At 39.3% G+C, this 15803-nt stretch carries 17 protein-coding genes, 1 tRNA gene and 1 pseudogene; 12 read left to right on the top strand and 7 right to left on the bottom strand.

Annotated elements, in window-relative coordinates; genetic code table 11:
- Window positions 1-19 precede the first annotated feature (19 nt).
- Window positions 20-376 carry a hypothetical protein gene (locus tag D1093_RS10545; RefSeq protein ID WP_342212224.1) on the bottom strand — a complete coding sequence of 119 codons (357 nt, stop codon included), beginning with the start codon at window positions 374-376 and terminating at the stop codon, window positions 20-22.
- Between the two features lie 230 nt (window positions 377-606).
- Here D1093_RS10545 and D1093_RS10325 point away from each other — a divergent pair, with 230 nt between their 5' ends.
- From D1093_RS10325 to D1093_RS10320, 6 genes are read left to right on the top strand one after another with little or no spacing between them, the layout of a single operon-like run.
- Window positions 607-1626: a phage tail tape measure protein gene (locus D1093_RS10325; RefSeq protein WP_244613984.1), complete on the top strand. Its 1020-nt coding sequence runs from the start codon at window positions 607-609 to the stop codon at window positions 1624-1626.
- The gene (locus tag D1093_RS08135; protein WP_150222287.1) at window positions 1610-1789 is read left to right on the top strand and encodes a hypothetical protein; all 180 of its coding nucleotides are present in this window, start codon (window positions 1610-1612) and stop codon (window positions 1787-1789) included. Before D1093_RS10325 ends, D1093_RS08135 begins: the two co-directional genes overlap by 17 nt.
- An 11-nt stretch (window positions 1790-1800) precedes the next feature.
- Window positions 1801-2247 carry a phage tail protein gene (locus D1093_RS08130; RefSeq protein WP_120102364.1) on the top strand — a complete coding sequence of 149 codons (447 nt, stop codon included), beginning with the start codon at window positions 1801-1803 and terminating at the stop codon, window positions 2245-2247.
- The gene (locus D1093_RS08125; protein ID WP_120101381.1) at window positions 2244-2498 is read left to right on the top strand and encodes a tail protein X; all 255 of its coding nucleotides are present in this window, start codon (window positions 2244-2246) and stop codon (window positions 2496-2498) included. The genes D1093_RS08130 and D1093_RS08125 overlap by 4 nt, the downstream gene beginning before the upstream one ends.
- Window positions 2489-3499, top strand: a complete 1011-nt coding sequence (locus D1093_RS08120) for a phage late control D family protein (RefSeq protein ID WP_150222289.1) — start codon at window positions 2489-2491, stop codon at window positions 3497-3499. The genes D1093_RS08125 and D1093_RS08120 overlap by 10 nt, the downstream gene beginning before the upstream one ends.
- 28 nt (window positions 3500-3527) lie before the next feature.
- Window positions 3528-3674 (top strand): hypothetical protein, encoded by a 147-nt coding sequence (locus D1093_RS10320; RefSeq protein WP_244613969.1) that lies wholly within the window; start codon window positions 3528-3530, stop codon window positions 3672-3674.
- A gap of 598 nt (window positions 3675-4272) precedes the next feature.
- Here D1093_RS10320 and D1093_RS08110 read toward each other — a convergent pair.
- Window positions 4273-4349, bottom strand: a tRNA-Met gene (locus D1093_RS08110).
- Between the two features lie 160 nt (window positions 4350-4509).
- On the opposite strand from D1093_RS08110, the gene D1093_RS08105 reads away from it, so the two are divergent.
- Together D1093_RS08105 and D1093_RS08100 are read left to right on the top strand one after the other, a co-directional pair.
- Window positions 4510-5466 (top strand): Gfo/Idh/MocA family protein, encoded by a 957-nt coding sequence (locus tag D1093_RS08105; protein ID WP_150222301.1) that lies wholly within the window; start codon window positions 4510-4512, stop codon window positions 5464-5466.
- 49 nt (window positions 5467-5515) lie between these two features.
- Window positions 5516-6634, top strand: a complete 1119-nt coding sequence (locus tag D1093_RS08100; RefSeq protein ID WP_150222299.1) for a DegT/DnrJ/EryC1/StrS family aminotransferase — start codon at window positions 5516-5518, stop codon at window positions 6632-6634.
- Between the two features lie 304 nt (window positions 6635-6938).
- Here D1093_RS08100 and D1093_RS10315 read toward each other — a convergent pair.
- Both D1093_RS10315 and D1093_RS08085 read right to left on the bottom strand, forming a co-directional pair.
- Window positions 6939-7581, bottom strand: a pseudogene (locus D1093_RS10315) (hypothetical protein).
- Between the two features lie 26 nt (window positions 7582-7607).
- Window positions 7608-8204, bottom strand: a complete 597-nt coding sequence (locus tag D1093_RS08085) for a DUF1134 domain-containing protein (RefSeq protein ID WP_012232095.1) — start codon at window positions 8202-8204, stop codon at window positions 7608-7610.
- A 216-nt stretch (window positions 8205-8420) separates the two neighbouring features.
- Between D1093_RS08085 and chpT the strand changes: the two genes are divergently transcribed.
- The gene (gene chpT, locus D1093_RS08080; RefSeq protein ID WP_120101868.1) at window positions 8421-9059 is read left to right on the top strand and encodes a histidine phosphotransferase ChpT; all 639 of its coding nucleotides are present in this window, start codon (window positions 8421-8423) and stop codon (window positions 9057-9059) included.
- Window positions 9060-9270: 211 nt separating this feature from the next.
- On the opposite strand, the gene ctrA is transcribed toward chpT, so the two are convergent.
- A complete protein-coding gene (gene ctrA / locus D1093_RS08075) occupies window positions 9271-9972 on the bottom strand; it encodes a response regulator transcription factor CtrA (RefSeq protein ID WP_005773147.1) in 702 nt (233 codons plus the stop codon).
- 566 nt (window positions 9973-10538) lie between these two features.
- Between ctrA and D1093_RS08070 the strand changes: the two genes are divergently transcribed.
- Window positions 10539-10934, top strand: coding sequence for a flagellar export protein FliJ (locus tag D1093_RS08070; protein ID WP_120101866.1), 396 nt, complete (start codon window positions 10539-10541; stop codon window positions 10932-10934).
- A gap of 147 nt (window positions 10935-11081) precedes the next feature.
- Here D1093_RS08070 and sciP read toward each other — a convergent pair whose 3' ends face one another.
- Window positions 11082-11357 carry a CtrA inhibitor SciP gene (gene sciP, locus D1093_RS08065; protein ID WP_120101864.1) on the bottom strand — a complete coding sequence of 92 codons (276 nt, stop codon included), beginning with the start codon at window positions 11355-11357 and terminating at the stop codon, window positions 11082-11084.
- A gap of 424 nt (window positions 11358-11781) precedes the next feature.
- Between sciP and mnmA the strand changes: the two genes are divergently transcribed.
- Complete coding sequence (gene mnmA, locus D1093_RS08060) at window positions 11782-13005, top strand: tRNA 2-thiouridine(34) synthase MnmA (protein ID WP_120101862.1); 1224 nt, start codon at window positions 11782-11784, stop codon at window positions 13003-13005.
- A 279-nt stretch (window positions 13006-13284) separates the two neighbouring features.
- Here mnmA and D1093_RS08055 read toward each other — a convergent pair whose 3' ends face one another.
- On the bottom strand, window positions 13285-14103 hold the full coding sequence (locus tag D1093_RS08055; RefSeq protein WP_120101860.1) for a TrmH family RNA methyltransferase: 819 nt from the start codon (window positions 14101-14103) through the stop codon (window positions 13285-13287).
- Window positions 14104-14799: 696 nt separating this feature from the next.
- On the opposite strand from D1093_RS08055, the gene D1093_RS08050 reads away from it, so the two are divergent.
- A complete protein-coding gene (locus D1093_RS08050) occupies window positions 14800-15708 on the top strand; it encodes a cation diffusion facilitator family transporter (RefSeq protein ID WP_120101858.1) in 909 nt (302 codons plus the stop codon).
- Window positions 15709-15803 lie beyond the last annotated feature (95 nt).

Here is a 15803-nt window from a genome sequence, read left to right as displayed (position 1 = left end):
TAGTGAAAGAAGCACCAGTTTAGCCAGCTATAATAGAACCTCCAATCATTTTGATTGTCGCACCGTCTTTGGCTTCAAGACCTAAGCGGACTTCAGAATCTTTTTTTCCAATGGTTGTATTATCCAATAACTCAATCGCACTGTTAGCACCTTCAGCTGTTACGGCGTATGGATCGTAATGTGGTGATTTTATCTTTAAATGCTTACCGATGATTTTACTGCCGTTTGTTGCATGAAGTGTATCATAGGTTTCTTCATGTACTGTTATTGTTTTTCCATCAGAAACTTCAAGGTCTTTAGCTTGTAGACTGAGAGAGCTATTAAACAGTATTATAGTTGCTATAGCTGTATATGATAGAAGGAATTTTTTATACACCAATACTCTCCTTATGAAAGCCCCCAATATTCATTTCCCCATCGATTTCATAAGAAGAATAGAATAATGATATTTGTTTTTTTATTTGGATAAGTTATTTTAATTTTTTTGTCAAAATGAAAATTTTAAAATAAAGAATATTTAAACTAATTACATAATGTACTTTAAATTAAGTGTATTGAAATAAAAATATTTTTTATATTTAGTAAAACATTGTAAAAAGCAGATCAGTGCTATCATATTTTATCAAGCTTGGAGCGCTCAGTCGTGGTCTTACGACGAGTTGGCGCGGGCTCTTGGCTTCAGGGCGCTCACTGGGCTTGCTCACCGCAGGGTTTGGGGCACGTTTCCTCAAACTTTTGCGCCCCATGACCTTGTTGGTGGGTGCTTTGCGGGGGATTGCTGTCTCAGGGGCGGCATTTGCGAGCAGCTTTGGTTTGATAGGAACCGTGATCGAAGTGGTTGGGGCAAGCCTGTCCTCTGTTGTGGGGGGGCTTTTTACTCCGGTAGGGGCTGTGATTGCTGCTGTTGTGGCTATCATATTGGCTGCTGGTTTTGCTTTGTGGAAATATTGGGACCGTGTTTCTTCTTTTATAAAGGGCTTTGCACGGGGGATAACACGGGCTTTTGGCCAAGCCTTTGAAGCCGTCATGCGTTTTTTTGGGGCTGATACCAGCACCATCACCCGTTGGAAGAATATCATTGCTGCTGCTTTTGATTTCTCTCAAAATTGGCAAAAGTTTAAACAAGGTCTTGCCTCTGTTGCTCAAATTTGTGAAAGCTTGTGGGAGGGGATTAAACAAAGCCTTTCCAATTTTTGGCAATGGTTGAAGCGTTTTTTTTCTCAAGAAAAGCTCACGGATAGTGCCAAGGCTGGTATGGAACAAGCCGGGGAAGATTTAGCGAATTGGATTGTTAATGGTTTTATGTCGTCCATCTCACAATTGACAGATTTTTGTAAATCTTTACCTCACCGCATAAAGGGGTGGATTGGGTCGATTGATGTAAGAGATTATTTGCCAAGTTTTTTAGGAGGCAAAACGCCTCAGCCCCTTGTACAATTTGCGGTGGCTGGTCGTGCCAATGTGCCTCTCACAGAAGCAAAAGACAAAGAACGCGTCCCCATCACGCACCATCAAAATGTCACGGTGCATGTCAATGGCGCGCGTGATCCCATTGCCACTGGTCGTGCGGTTAGTCACGCCATTCAACGCGCACGCGCCAATGCGCTGCATGGAGGGACCGAATAATGGCAGGAAGGCAATGAGGGGAGGGACACACAAACTTATGCATCGCACTCAAAATGTCACGGTGCATGTCAATGGCGCTCGTGATCCTGTTGCTAATGGTCGAACGGTTACTCACACCATTCAACGGGCACGCGCTAATGCATTGCATGAGGGAATAGAATAATGGGAGGGAGCATGCAAGATCCTTTGATGATGTTAGGTCCACATCAATTTTATGTGGACTGGCTTAATTTCCAATCTTTTGAAGAGGAATTCTCTGCCTCATGGGTTTGCTTAGAGCGTTTTGGCAAGTCGCCTAGTTTGCAATTTACTGGCTATGGCAATGATCCCAAAACCATTCATGGCGTTTGGTTTCCAGAAGAATTTGGTGATCGTGTAGCCATTGATGCCATCACCACAACGATCAAGAGAGCAAAGCCGGTCCAGATGCTTCGTTGGATCAATGATACCACCTATAGTGTCCTTCTCCATGGACCCGTGGTGATCACCAGTATCACGAAAGACCACGACTTTATCAGTCGCTCCGGTCAATCCCAGCGTATCCGCTATTCCATCAGTCTCTTACCCTTTTTTAATGGCGGAAAACCGCAAGGACAATATCAGGTGGGGCAAACTTTATGAAGATACCAGAAAAGCGTGTTGTTGTAGAGCTGGAGGATATGAGTCTCGATCTCCTCTGCTTTCAACATGCCATGGCTGTGTTAGGGGACCGTTCTCAAGTTGGATTATTAAATGGCTATTGTGAAGCCACATTGGAAGCCAATCCAGAGATTGCCAAATATGGTCCAATTTTACCGCGAGGCTTAACGGTCATTCTGCCTGAATTTATCCCCCAAGAAAAGAACCGCGTGGTGAAACGGTTATGGGATTAATGCGCACACACCCTTTTATTGTGGTTAAGGTGGGAGAAAAACCTGTTCATGAAGTTTTTTACCAACGTCTTTTAACGGCAACCATCACAGACAATGCGGGTAATGAAGCCGATACATTCGAGGCGGAATTTGATGATAGCGGCAATGATTTAGAGATTCCCTCCAGTAACAGTGCGCTCCATGTCACCTTTGGCTATCAGGACAGCATTCGTGCCTTTATGGGGCGTTTTGTTGTGGAGACGGTGATCAGTTGTGGGGGCAGTGATGGAGAGATTTTGCGCCTTTGTGGCAAAAGTGCCTCGATGTGTGCGGAGATCAAAGAACAGGCGAGTGAACATTTTGACCACAAAACCATTGCTGAGATTGTTGAGACCCTTGCCAAACGCCATGGTTATCAAGCAAAGGTCAGTCCACAATTGACCAAACAAACCTTGCCTTATGTGGTGCGCACCGATCAATCGGCGATTGATTTTTTAACTAGGCTTGCGGATCGCATGCGGGCGCGTTTTTTAATCAAAGACCATAAGTTTTTATTTTTAAGCGGGGACAATCTCCCCCTCCAGACCATTCATCAACATGAGTGTTCCCATTGGGAATTCACCCTAGAGCCGCGTACGCAATACGGCATCATTGAAGCTTCTTATTTTGATCGCGCAAAAGGGCAACAATGCCAAGTCAAGCATCAAACAGGGTTTACTGGCCCCATTCGCCGTCTGCGCAGTTGTTATCCAAGTCAAGAAGAAGCACAAGCGGCGGCTGCTTCCGAGTCGGATCGCTTATGCCGTGCTGTAGGCAGTGGCTCCTTAACTCTTGCGGGATACCCTGAAATCATGGCGGGTCAACCGCTTCTCCTGCAAGGGTTTCGAGGCGAAATCAATGGTCCATGGAAGGCTGCTACCGTGACCCATCGCTATGAAAAGCAAAGCGGCTACATCACAGAAATAACCTTTGAGGCACCAGATAAGGGAAACAAAACAGGAGAAAAGAAAACCTCTGAGTGACAGAAAATCAAAGGGTAATGTTTACCCTGTGATCGGTGATGATGAACATTTAGAGCAATTGGTGCAATTTGCACCAATTGCTAAAAGGAGCAATAGTGCAAACATTGCACAATTGCATGATGAAGAAAAATTGGGTCAAGTTGATCCTATTTTTGAAATATTCAGATCACAATGAAATTTTATGTGAAGGAAATGGAAGATCAAAAGTGCAACCTGCTCCTTTGATCGGTTGTAATGCTTTCTGAGATCAACGTGCAATGTTTGCACTTTGGGTGGGAGAGAGCAATGGGGACAACTTGTCCCTATTCCTTAAAGGTACAATAGGATCAAGTTGATCCAATTGCATGAGTTCAGCAATAGGGTAATGTTTACCCAATTCCTCAAACGCTTCTCTTTATAATAATGTACTTGAATAATATACTTGGGATACGGAAAAACGATCAGTCAATTTATGCTAAAAGAAGTCATATCCTTTTATGTATGTTGCTTCTCAAATAATGCGATTCCTGTCATACGATTCCAGCTCAATGATTGATCATCAAAAATTGCGGTCTTTAAGAGAGAAAAATAAAGACTCATTAAAGAGGCTCTAAATGATCTTTGAAAGGTCTTTGAAGACCCTTTGAAAACACCTTAAAAACCCTTAAAAGAAAATAAATTGGTACAAAACCTGGTGGCAAAATATACAAAACCTGCTGGCAAGCTACAGGCAAGCTACACAAGCTACAACCTGCTGGCAAGCTACAGCAAGCTACAACTACTGTGAAAAAAAATGGTAGCGGAGGAGGGATTTGAACCCCCGACACAAGGATTATGATTCCTCTGCTCTAACCTACTGAGCTACTCCGCCAAAATAAAATTATAAGTGCAAATAATTACATCTTCTGCGGATATAAGAGGTAGAATAGTGAGATGTCAAGCATCGTTTTTAAGCTTTTCTCTTGTCATTCTATTTTATCCTCGATATGTAAAGTATAATTTTATAGATCAAAGTAAGGTAAGGCATAAAAATGGTGCCACGTGTAGCGGTTTTAGGATGCGGCCATTGGGGTGGAAATCATATAAAGACACTCCATTCTCTTGGGGCTTTAGCAGCAGTTTCTGATATTGATAGCGATCGTGCTGTTCGTTTTGCCACGATGTATGATGTAGAGGCTGTTGCACCAGATGATCTTTTTGCTCAGCAAGATATTGATGCGCTGGTGCTAGCGTTGCCTCCACAATTTCATACACAAAATGTGCTGCGTGCTGTTAAAAATGGTAAAGATGTTTTGGTGGAAAAGCCAATAGCTCTAAATGTTGCTGATGCTAAACGCCAGGTTCAGGAAGCAGATGCCTATGGGCGGATTTTTATGGTGGGCCATATTTTACGGTTTCATCCGACTTTTGAAAAAATGTATGAATTGGTGAAAAAGGGGGAATTGGGGGAGGTGCGATATATTTATTCTCATCGGTTAGGCTTTGGAAAATTTCATACACACAGTGATGCTTTATGGGATCTTGCCCCTCATGATCTCTCAATGATTTTAGCATTGACAGGATGTGAACCCTCCAAAATTCGCGGTGAGGGGGCTGCTGTCGTTGATCAGATTTCCGATTTTTCCCATATTCATATGACTTTTCCAAATGGTGTACAGAGTCATCTTTTTGCTTCACGCTTGAGTCCTTATCGTGAAAGGCGTTTAACTGTTGTTGGAACAAAGGCTATGCTCGTTTTTGATGATATGGAACCGTGGAGCCGTAAATTGGCAATGCACCACTTTGCCATTTGGAAAGAGAATCAAGAGTGGGCTTTTAGCATGGATGAGCTGAATTACATTGATGTTTGTGAAGATTTGCCGCTTACTCGCGAATTACGGCACTTTCTTCATTGTATTGAAACGCGTCAATCACCTCGTACAAATGGTGGTGATGCTATTGCGATTTTACGGATTTTAACAGCTGCTGGTGTCAATTATGATAGATAAAAGAGACAGGTAGCGTTTTTGCACTCTTGTGATAATCAATGGAGCTAATATGCAATTCATCGACCTTGGGGCGCAGCGTGCGCGTATTGAAGATAAAATTAATTCTGCAATTGCGCATGTGGTCGCGAGTGGTAAGTATATTTTGGGGCCGAAGGTAACAGAATTGGAAGAGAAATTGGCAGAGTATCTTGGTGTTAAACATGTGATTGCATGTGCTAATGGAACGGATGCTTTGAAGATGCCTCTCATGGCTAAAAATATTGGTCCAGGGGATGCTGTGTTTTGTCCTAGCTTTACATTTTCGGCAACGGCCGAAGTGGTTGCTTTGGTGGGGGCTGAGCCTGTTTTTGTTGATGTTTTACCCAATACATTTAATATTGATGTTGAAAAACTTTCTCACGCTATCAAAATGGTTAAAAAAGAGGGACGGCTAAAGCCAAAGGCTATTATTGCTGTTGATTTATTTGGGCTTTCTGCTGACTATGTGCAAATTGCTCAAGTCGCCGCAAAGGAAAATCTTTTTGTCATTGAAGATGCTGCTCAATCTATGGGTGGAAGAAGTGGTAATACTATGTGCGGTGCTTTTGGTGATGTGGCCGCCACAAGTTTTTATCCTGCAAAACCATTAGGCTGTTATGGTGATGGAGGCGCTATGATGACCAATGATGATTATTTGGCAGAACTTTTACGCTCTATTTTGTTTCATGGTAAAGGTGAAACACAATATGATAATGTACGGATTGGTATGAATTCGCGTCTTGATAGTATTCAGGCTGCAATTTTACTCGAAAAGTTTGTGATTTTTGAAGATGAAATGGAAAAGCGTGTAAAAATTTCTCAACGTTATTCCAATGGTTTAAGAGATGTTGTTACAGTTCCAGAAATAGAAGAAAATATTCGTTCTGCTTATGCACAATATACGATTAAGGTCAAAGAGCGTGATAAATTAAAAGATTTTTTACAAAAAAATTCTGTCCCTACAATGATTTATTATAAAACACCTTTACATCAACAGCCCGCTTATAAACACTTTTCTTATGTGAAAGATTCCCTTACCGTTTCAGAGTCTTTAGGGGAGTGTGTTTTAAGTTTGCCAATGCATCCTTATTTGACGCAAACAGATCAGGATATGATTATCCAAAAAATAAGAGATTTTTATCATTCTTGAGCGTGTGCTTTTATCTTTAAAACTTATGGTAAAAGCTTTGGGGTTGATCTATCTTAGAAGATATTTTTTGTTAAAGTGTGTGATGCATATATTTGCTTCTAGGATTCAGGGGATGCTGTCCTTTAGGGCGTTGATATGACAAGCAAATGGAATCGCTAGATAAGAAGATGGATTTTTTCAAATCGGTTTAGGATAAGAAATCTTTTCTTTAACTGAGCAAGAAAGTTACATTTAATAAAAATTATTTGAGTTATAAAAGTTACAATAAAGCTTTTTTGATTTTAAAGTTTTTTTGAAATACAACTTATTTAAGGGGGAGGTTGGAGAGACAAGTTATTTTTTTGCGAATACGTGATGCTAGGTCATTTTTATTTTTTGAGTTTTGAATGAGGGTGTTGATAGGGGATATATTTCCCTCTTCTAGCGCTATTTGAGCGGCTAATGTTGCGGCAAGTTCTTTTGTTTCTTCACGCAGTTCTTCCAGCAGTTGCTGTTTAGCATTTGTGTCAAGCCCATGCGTTTGGATTTTTTGTAAACGTTGCTGATAGTGTGTGATTTTTTCACGCATCATTTTGCTTTTCCTTGAAGGTGTTTGTTGCGACGATATTTTGTTTGATTGTGACTGTTTCTTTGGGAAAAGTATTTTGTGCTGAGAGATATAGCTGATAAACTTGTTCTTTTACTTGGCTTAGGTGTATTTTCTGTTGGGCGTATTTTTTTTGCAAAGATTCGTATTTTTGTTGGTTCTTTGCTAATTCTACGGCATGTTGTGCACAGATAAAATCATGGTTGGCTTGTATTTCCGTGAGTGATAATGGAAGTTGTGCACAAACATTTTTATATGCAAAATAAACGGCTTTACGCCAAATAAAAGGAGATAAAAGCACCAGTAACCAAGAAATTGAGGCAACGCCAAGAATAAAAAAAAGAAACGATTGAATAAGCATAATACCCCTTTCAAATAAAAAACCGTTTAAAACGGATTCCATGTTGGTTTCGGTGTTAATTTTAAATACCCTATGTTGATACCAAGGCGCGCACCGATTCCTGTCCGTATTGGGATTAACAAGGTATCATGGTATTTAAGCACATGAAAACCAACACCTGCAATTAAATAGGCCGAACCTGAAACACCACCATAGCGCCTCCATAAATTATTTATGCTTTTAAGATTGTAAACCAAGATCATGAGACGGGAACCTTGTCCGCCAAAATCCCATCCTACCGATGGACCTTGCCAAAAAACTTTATGCTGACCATAATTTTTTGTAAAAACTTTTCCTTCGCCATAGGTTAATCCCGCAAAAAAGGCACCAGAAGCTTCTTCTCCTAAAATATAGGCATTTGGATAACCGTATTTTGAAAAAATATTTTGAATGGCGATTGCCAGACCACTAGCTGTTTTTCCAAAAAAAATATGACCAGAATCAATAATTTCTTGAAGTGAATAATGGGGTTCGTTTTGCTCTATTGGTTTTAGTTGAGCATATGCAGTGTTTATGGTAACGAATAAAAGGAAAATTAAAGATATAATATTTTTGTACCAGTATTTTAGCAGAGAGAGAGCCATGGAGTTTTCTCCTTTTATTAGTGACAAACAAAGAGATAATATTAGAATTTTCATTCTATTCAAATAAAAATAAAATGTAAGGTTATTTAAATTCTTGAATTTATTTCTGAAAATTTTTTAGCATGATTGTTAATGTTTTCTCTTATGCATGAGATGTTAAGAGTTTTTCTTTAAAATAAAGTTTGTTTTTTTTGAATTTAGGAGTTTTCAATCGTTATGACGTTCGCTGTTTCTTTGAAGCCTATGGATCTTGCTGCTTTGCTTTGTAGTCGTATTTGCCATGATTTGATTTCACCTGTGGGGGCTATTCAAAATGCAATGGAGCTTTATGACGATGGAGGTGCTGAAGAAGAGGCTTTGCAATTGGTGCGTTTATCTGTTGTGAGTGCTTCTGCACGTCTACAATTTGCGCGATTGGCTTTTGGTTTTGCTGGTGCAAGTGGAGGAAAAATAGAGACACGTGCCGCAGAGCAGGTTGCTCAACAATATATGCTGCAAGAAAAAGCAACTTTAAAATGGCAGGCTCCCTCTCTTTTATTACAAAAAGATGAAGTTAAACTTTTGCTGAATTTGTTATTGATCGCAAATGCAACAGTTTCTCGTGGCGGTGAAATCGTTTTTATGATTGAGCAAGAGGAAAATAAACGTTCTTTTCGATTTGAGATTTTGGGTGAAATTCTTCGTATTCCTCCACATTTTCTTGCGTTATATCATGGAAAAGCTCAAGAAGAGCATATTGATGCACATGTCATCCAATTTTATTACACAATGTTACTTGCTGAAGTGACAGAGATGAAAATAAATATTGATGAAAGGGATCATTGTATTGTTTTAGAAAGTGTGAGAAAGCTTTGAATAAGAGAGAAGCGCTTAAGCCGTATTGGGGAAAAAGAAACTTCGATCAGACTTACGAGCGATAAAATTATATTTGTGAATAGAGTGTGGTTATTTCTTAAGCTTTAAGCGCTTTCTATATGAGATTTTTTGCGTGCGAGTTTTTTACTTGTGACAGAGAAAAATCTCGGCCCGCTACACCCCGAGATTTTACAATGTGTATTTTCACTGCTTAAGCGGTTTTTCGTACGTTCTCTTCAACTGGATCACGCAAGACATAACCACGTCCCCAAACGGTATCAATATAATTTGCATTAGAAGAGACTGCTTCCAATTTTTTCCGTAGTTTACAGATAAAAACATCAATAATTTTTAGTTCTGGTTCATCCATTCCACCGTAGAGATGATTGAGAAACATTTCTTTGGTAAGTGTTGTGCCTTTGCGCAAAGAAAGAAGCTCTAGCATTTGGTACTCTTTACCGGTTAAATGAACAGGACGCCCTGCAACTTCGACGGTTTTTGCGTCAAGGTTAACGGTGAGATCACCGGTAACAATAACTGATTGTGCATGTCCTTTAGAACGACGAACAACGGCATGAATACGCGCAATGAGTTCATCCTTATGAAAAGGTTTTGTCATATAGTCGTCTGCCCCAGAGCCAAAACCACGAACCTTATCCTCAATGGCATTCATACCGGAAAGGATAAGGACAGGCGTTTTTATTTTTGCCAATCTTAGAGTTCGTAAGACATCGTACCCTGACATATCGGGTAAATTCAGATCAAGCAAAATGATATCATAATCATAGAGTTTTCCTAAATCGATACCTTCTTCACCCAGATCAGTGATATAAACATTAAAATTGGCTGACTTTAGCATCAACTCAATGCTTTGAGTAACCGCTCTATCATCTTCAATTAATAATACGCGCATTTTAGATCCCTCACTTCGCTCCTTTACGAATCACAAGGAGCATTTCTATTTTATAAACAGTTAGTAAAACCACTGTTGATAAAAACAATTCATGAAATTAAACACTTAGCAATAAAGCGTTTATAAATATTTCAGTAGTACGCGTAACAATCACTACCAAATTCCCCACTATCCATGATAGTGGTTAACAAAATATTGTTATTTTTGAAAGAGGCTACAAAATTATTTTGAAAAAATTGCGTACTTTTTAACATAATAAGAAATGAAGGGCTTTTCCTATAAACTTTAATCTAAAAAAAATCTTTTAAAAAAAGCTTTATAAATTACTTTTTTACAATTTCAGTGTTTATTTACGGAGCTTTAAACCTCTTCATTTTATAGTGGGAGGGAAAATAAAGAAATAGTTATGGCTCTTTAAAGAAGGTTGTGTTTGCAGATGCTTTAAGGAAGGGTGGAGTTATAGTCTCATTAATGGACTGTTTTTTTTGACTAGACATATAACTAAAACGATATGAATTGAGTATGAATGCGCGTTTTGAGTTGGCACAATCAAGGAGTAGTGAGGTATGAAGCCACGGGAAAATATGGTGCGATTGAGAATGTTTCAAGTGCGTGGAAAGCGTCGTGAAATTGCACAACTTGAGATGATGATCACAGAATTTGAACGAATGGTGTTAGAATTGGAAACACAGATTTCTCATGAAGAACGTAAATCTGGAAACAATGATGTTCACCATTTTGCTTATTCTGCTTTTGCACGTGCTGCTCGGCAAAGACGTGATAATTTGCTCAATTCCATTCGTGATTTACAGCTTCAAAAAACAAATGCTGAAATTGCTCTTCATGAAGCGCATACCGAGTTGCAACATGCACAACTTTTGGAAGCACGAGAAAAAAAGACTGTCGCGGATGATGTGGATGATGAAGATACTTTGATTCAATCTAATTCAATGGTTGGCTAATTCAATGAATGCGTAATCAAAACAATTATTGAAAAAGCAATTGTTCAGATTTATCTACTGAATATAATATAAAAACAGCCAAACTTTTATTAAGTTTGGCTGTTTTTATAAAGTGCTTTATGTTATCAAATCATGATCAATGGCAACTTAATGCCTGTAGTGTTGAATCTTGGTCGTTCGTAATCCTGCTAAACCGTGTTCATCGATCAAACTTTGCCATGAAAGAAATTCTTCCACAGTTAAAGTATAACGTTGACACGCTTCGTCAAGGCTTAACAATCCACCTCTGACAGCCGCCACAACTTCAGCTTTGCGACGAATCACCCAGCGCCGTGTTGTTTGTGGCGGTAGGTCGGCAATTGTCAGTGGACTTCCATCTGGCCCAATAACATATTTCATTTGTGTTTTTATCAAATTGGTCATTCGTATCCTCTACCTTTCGTCAAGGACTTGATTCGTTTATAGGGCATGAAATTTAAAAAAGAGCTAAACGCGCTGAAAGAAAAAATTAATAAAGTGATTGAGCGGGTAATAAAGAGGCTTAAGCGAACTGTGTAGAAGCGCCTCTTGCAACATTTTGCCAGATTGGAAAAAAGAGAAAAAATTTTTCCTTAATGATTTTTCTAACTAATTTCTCCCAAATGATTACTATTATGCCTTATTTCTATCACTCTTTTTTATTTACAGCTGCTTTTAAGAAAATGATGCTATGGTTGTAGAAAGGATAAAAAAACAATATAAGGGCAATCAATAGCATAAAAGTGGCAAAAGCATAAAAGAAGAAGCGCATATCAGAATGTTAACATATGGGTATCCATTAATAGAGTACTAAATAGAGAATGAATACATGTTTTTGAACAGTCTTGATTTACCAGGACAACCTAAGGATTCTCGCATTGTTGTTGCAATGTCGGGGGGGGTTGATTCATCGGTTGTTGCAGGTCTTCTAAAAAAGGAAGGGTATAATGTCATTGGCATTACATTGCAGCTTTATGATCATGGGGCTGCAACGCATCGGGTAGGGGCGTGTTGTGCGGGACAAGATATTGAAGATGCGCGTCGTGTTGCAGAAACGTTAGGAATACCGCATTATGTTCTTGATTATGAGAAACGCTTTCGTGAAGCTGTTATTGATCCTTTTGCAGAAAGCTATGCTCATGGAGAGACTCCAGTTCCATGTATTGCGTGCAATCAGACAGTTAAGTTTGCTGATTTATTAGCAACAGCTCGTGAATTGGGGGCCGATGCTTTGGCAACGGGACATTATATTCGTTCCCGTTCTCATGGGGCACATCGAGCACTCTTTCGTCCTCTCGATAATGATCGTGATCAGAGTTATTTTCTCTTTGCAACGACACAAGAACAGATTGATTATTTGCGTTTCCCCCTTGGCGACCTTCCAAAAGCGCGTGTTCGTGAAATAGCTGCAGAAATGGGCTTTGTAGTTGCCAATAAGCATGATAGTCAGGATATTTGTTTTGTTCCACAAGGAAAATATTCAGATGTTATCGCTAAACTGCGTCCAGAAGCTGCTAATCCTGGCTTTATTGTTCATATCGATGGAAAGATTTTAGGTAAACATTCAGGAATTGTTAATTATACTGTTGGTCAACGTCGTGGTATTGGGGTGTCAACGGGTGAGGCGCTTTATGTGGTTTATCTCGATGTGGAAAATGCCCGTGTTATTGTTGGTCCGCGTGAAATGTTAGAAACGCATAAGCTTTTTTTACGGGATGTGAATTGGCTTGGTGATGAGTCGTTAGATAATTTTCCTTCTCAAGGTATTGAGGTGGCTGTGAAAGTGCGTTCAACGCGTCCTCCCCACCTTGCGCGCTTGCATTATAAAGAGGGTGTTTTTTCTGTTGATCTGTTGGAGTGTGAAAATGGTGTGGCACCAGGGCAAGCTTGCGTTCTTTATGATGGAAATGGTCATGAGGCGCGTATTCTTGGGGGAGGATTTGTAACACGTTCAGAGCGTGCGGCTGACATTGAAATGATGTTGAAGCGTGTTTTGTGCAATCTTGAAACAGAAGATTCTGTTTCCCCTAAACTGAAAACAACAGCTTCGTAAAAAGATAGTCAATTAATTGATAATGATAATTTTATCCTTCAATGTGAATGAAAGACTTGTCTAAAGCTTTCTCAGTGCAATTTTTTAATGGTTGAATCCATCAAAGCCATGTCTTTGCACATTACAAGGGGAGGGCTGGACAAGTGGGCTTGTGGTGGGGAAGTTGATAAAAAGAAATGTAAAAATGTCTTTGATGAATGCTCTCAAATGCGAGGGGATAGTAACTTCTAGGGTTGGCAAAGAACGCACATCATTGGATATTTGTTACAACTTAAAATCTTATCGTCTTGAGTCTTCAAAGTCGGTAAAATGGGCGAGGGCAATCCCTGAGGCTGTGGCAACATTGAGGCTATCAAAGCCATCAGTCATGGGAATCCGTAAAGCTTGTGATTGTTGTAGTATATGAGGTGGTAAGCCATCACCTTCTGTTCCAAAAATAAGGGCTATTCTTTTGGTTTTGTTTGCTTGCTTGAGCGTGTGTGAGGCAGAGGGAGAGAGTGCATAAAGATGAAAATTTTCATCGTTTAGAGAAGCTATAATGTCATTTATATTAGCGTTTTGCGTATAGGGTACTTTTAGGGCAGCACCAGCAGAAACTCTGATTGATTTGCGATAAAGTGGATCGCAAGAAGTTTTGTCGACAATAATGCCGTGACTGGCAAAGGCTGCCGCATTACGAAAAATTGATCCCATATTATCATGATTCGAGATACCACATAAAACGAGAATCAAAGCTTTTTCTGGAAGATTTTGTAAAAAACTTTGTAATGATGGGAGCGTTTTGCGTTTACCGATACCCAGAACACCACGATGAACATGGAAACCGGTGATATCATCCATGACTTTTTGTGAAACGCAATAAATGGGACATCGAGGTTGTGTTTTTTCTAAAAGCGGTAGAAGTCCAGGGAGGCGTTTTGCTAGGATAAGCAGCGAGAGAGGAGAAAATTCTTTCGAATGCAATAATGCGGACAACGTTATTTTTCCTTCAGCAATAAATTGCTGTTGTCGTCCAACGAGATCTTTTTCACGGATATTATGATAGTCTCTCAGCCGTGGGTCATTTGTTTCGTCAATTGGTGTGATATTCAAATGCATGAGAGATTTTTAATGCTTTTTTCTTTCAATTTCCAGATGTTAGAACTTGCTTTATTTTTAAAAAGAGAGATGAAAAAATATTATTTTAAAACTTATGGTAGAATTTTTGTTGACAGCATATACAGATTAGTGTATCGTAAGAACACTGATGCGGGATAGTAGATTTTATTTTCGTATCGGGTGCAGTGTCTTGGGTCCCCGCTATTTCCCAAGTTCTGTATGCCCTTAGTTGTAAGGGAAAAGAATCTGGGTCCCCAATGCCCAGATTCTTTTTGGGGTCCATGATCTTTTTCTAAGTCTTTTGGCAGTCCTATTTTAAAATTTCCTTAAGCTGTAAAGGTATAGGGGAGTGCTCAGTCATTTTTTCTAAGCTATATTATGACACATTTGAGCAAAAGCAGTTTTTTTGTTCATAAAAGGCGAGATGCTCTTACGTTATTTAGAAAACGATTCATAAAGTGGATATGTTTGATTGTCCTTGAGAGAGCTGTTTTTTTATGCCTTGTTCGTCTCCATCTTTTATTGTTGATGCTCGTGTAACTGGACAGTTTTTGTGACAACAAGGGAGCGTGCATTGAGGCATTTAGTGTATAACGAAGCTTCTGTAATATCGAGAAAATATTGGCGATATGTTACAAATATCGTTATAGGGTTGAAAATATTATTCCTTGTTTCGTGAAGAAAAGGACGGGTTTCATGAATGCGAAAATCAATATACAAAGTTTAACTTTATACTCTATTTTTATTGCGTGTATTGTTTTTTCTTTGAAATATTGGGCATATCACATCACAGGGTCAGTTGCACTTTATTCTGATGCATTGGAATCAATCGTCAATATCCTTGCATCATTAGCGGCATGGTGGGCTGTTAAAGTGAGTTTGAAGCCAGCGGATCATGATCATCCTTTTGGACATCATAAAGCGGAATATTTTTCTGCGATTCTTGAAGGGATTCTCATTATTATTGCGGCAATTGTTATTTTAAGAGAAGCATGGATAGCGCTTTCTACTGTTAAATTATTGCAGAAACCTGGAATATGGCTTGTTATTCATCTTGTTGCAACTATTATAAATTTCACGTGGGGTATGGTTCTGCTTTGGCAGGGAAAACATCATCGCTCGCCGGCTCTTAAAGCTGATGGTGTACATTTTATAACAGATGTTTTTACTTCGCTTGCAATTTTAATTGGTTTGATTGCTGGTTTTATAGGGGGATGGGGTGTTTTAGATCCTATTTTAGCGATAATCGTTGCTGTTAATATTCTTTTACAGGGCTGGAAGGTGATTAGGAATGCTGTTCAAGGATTAATGGATGTTGGCGTTGAATTAAATGAAACCATACGGATTCGTGAGCTGATTTCTGCCAATGCAGATGGCGCACTTGAGATCCATGATTTACGCACGCGTGTTGCTGGAAGGGTTACTTTTATAGAGTTTCATTTGGTTGTGCCAGCTGTCATGCAGGTCGGAGAAGCCCATAAAATTTGTGATAAAATTGAAAGTGTTCTTCAAAAAGAATTTGATAATGTACGTACTTCTATTCATGTTGAACCTGAAGATGAGGCAAAATTGCCTCCCGGTACAACAATGATCCCTTTTATATAAAAGTTATCATTTATATAAAATACTTTATGAGATCACAATCATAACATACCTCGCTTTACTTATTCTTCCCCAAAATATGTTTTTCTTATTGCTGT

This window comes from Bartonella kosoyi (genome assembly GCF_003606325.2).
Taxonomy (GTDB): Bacteria; Pseudomonadota; Alphaproteobacteria; order Rhizobiales; family Rhizobiaceae; genus Bartonella; species Bartonella kosoyi.
Note: the sequence above shows the minus strand (reverse complement) of the source record. Positions and strands in the feature narration are given on the sequence as shown.

Bases quoted from the DNA above. Each gene is read 5' to 3' on its own strand.
- D1093_RS08135 (WP_150222287.1), top strand. From the start codon at position 1,610: ATGGAGGGACCGAATAATGGCAGGAAGGCAATGAGGGGAGGGACACAC.
- D1093_RS08130 (WP_120102364.1), top strand. From the start codon at position 1,801: ATGCAAGATCCTTTGATGATGTTAGGTCCACATCAATTTTATGTGGAC.
- D1093_RS08125 (WP_120101381.1), top strand. From the start codon at position 2,244: ATGAAGATACCAGAAAAGCGTGTTGTTGTAGAGCTGGAGGATATGAGT.
- D1093_RS08120 (WP_150222289.1), top strand. From the start codon at position 2,489: ATGGGATTAATGCGCACACACCCTTTTATTGTGGTTAAGGTGGGAGAA.
- D1093_RS08105 (WP_150222301.1), top strand. From the start codon at position 4,510: ATGGTGCCACGTGTAGCGGTTTTAGGATGCGGCCATTGGGGTGGAAAT.
- D1093_RS08100 (WP_150222299.1), top strand. From the start codon at position 5,516: ATGCAATTCATCGACCTTGGGGCGCAGCGTGCGCGTATTGAAGATAAA.
- D1093_RS08085 (WP_012232095.1), bottom strand. From the start codon at position 8,204: ATGGCTCTCTCTCTGCTAAAATACTGGTACAAAAATATTATATCTTTA.
- chpT (WP_120101868.1), top strand. From the start codon at position 8,421: ATGACGTTCGCTGTTTCTTTGAAGCCTATGGATCTTGCTGCTTTGCTT.
- ctrA (WP_005773147.1), bottom strand. From the start codon at position 9,972: ATGCGCGTATTATTAATTGAAGATGATAGAGCGGTTACTCAAAGCATT.
- D1093_RS08070 (WP_120101866.1), top strand. From the start codon at position 10,539: ATGAAGCCACGGGAAAATATGGTGCGATTGAGAATGTTTCAAGTGCGT.
- sciP (WP_120101864.1), bottom strand. From the start codon at position 11,357: ATGACCAATTTGATAAAAACACAAATGAAATATGTTATTGGGCCAGAT.
- mnmA (WP_120101862.1), top strand. From the start codon at position 11,782: ATGTTTTTGAACAGTCTTGATTTACCAGGACAACCTAAGGATTCTCGC.
- D1093_RS08055 (WP_120101860.1), bottom strand. From the start codon at position 14,103: ATGCATTTGAATATCACACCAATTGACGAAACAAATGACCCACGGCTG.
- D1093_RS08050 (WP_120101858.1), top strand. From the start codon at position 14,800: ATGAATGCGAAAATCAATATACAAAGTTTAACTTTATACTCTATTTTT.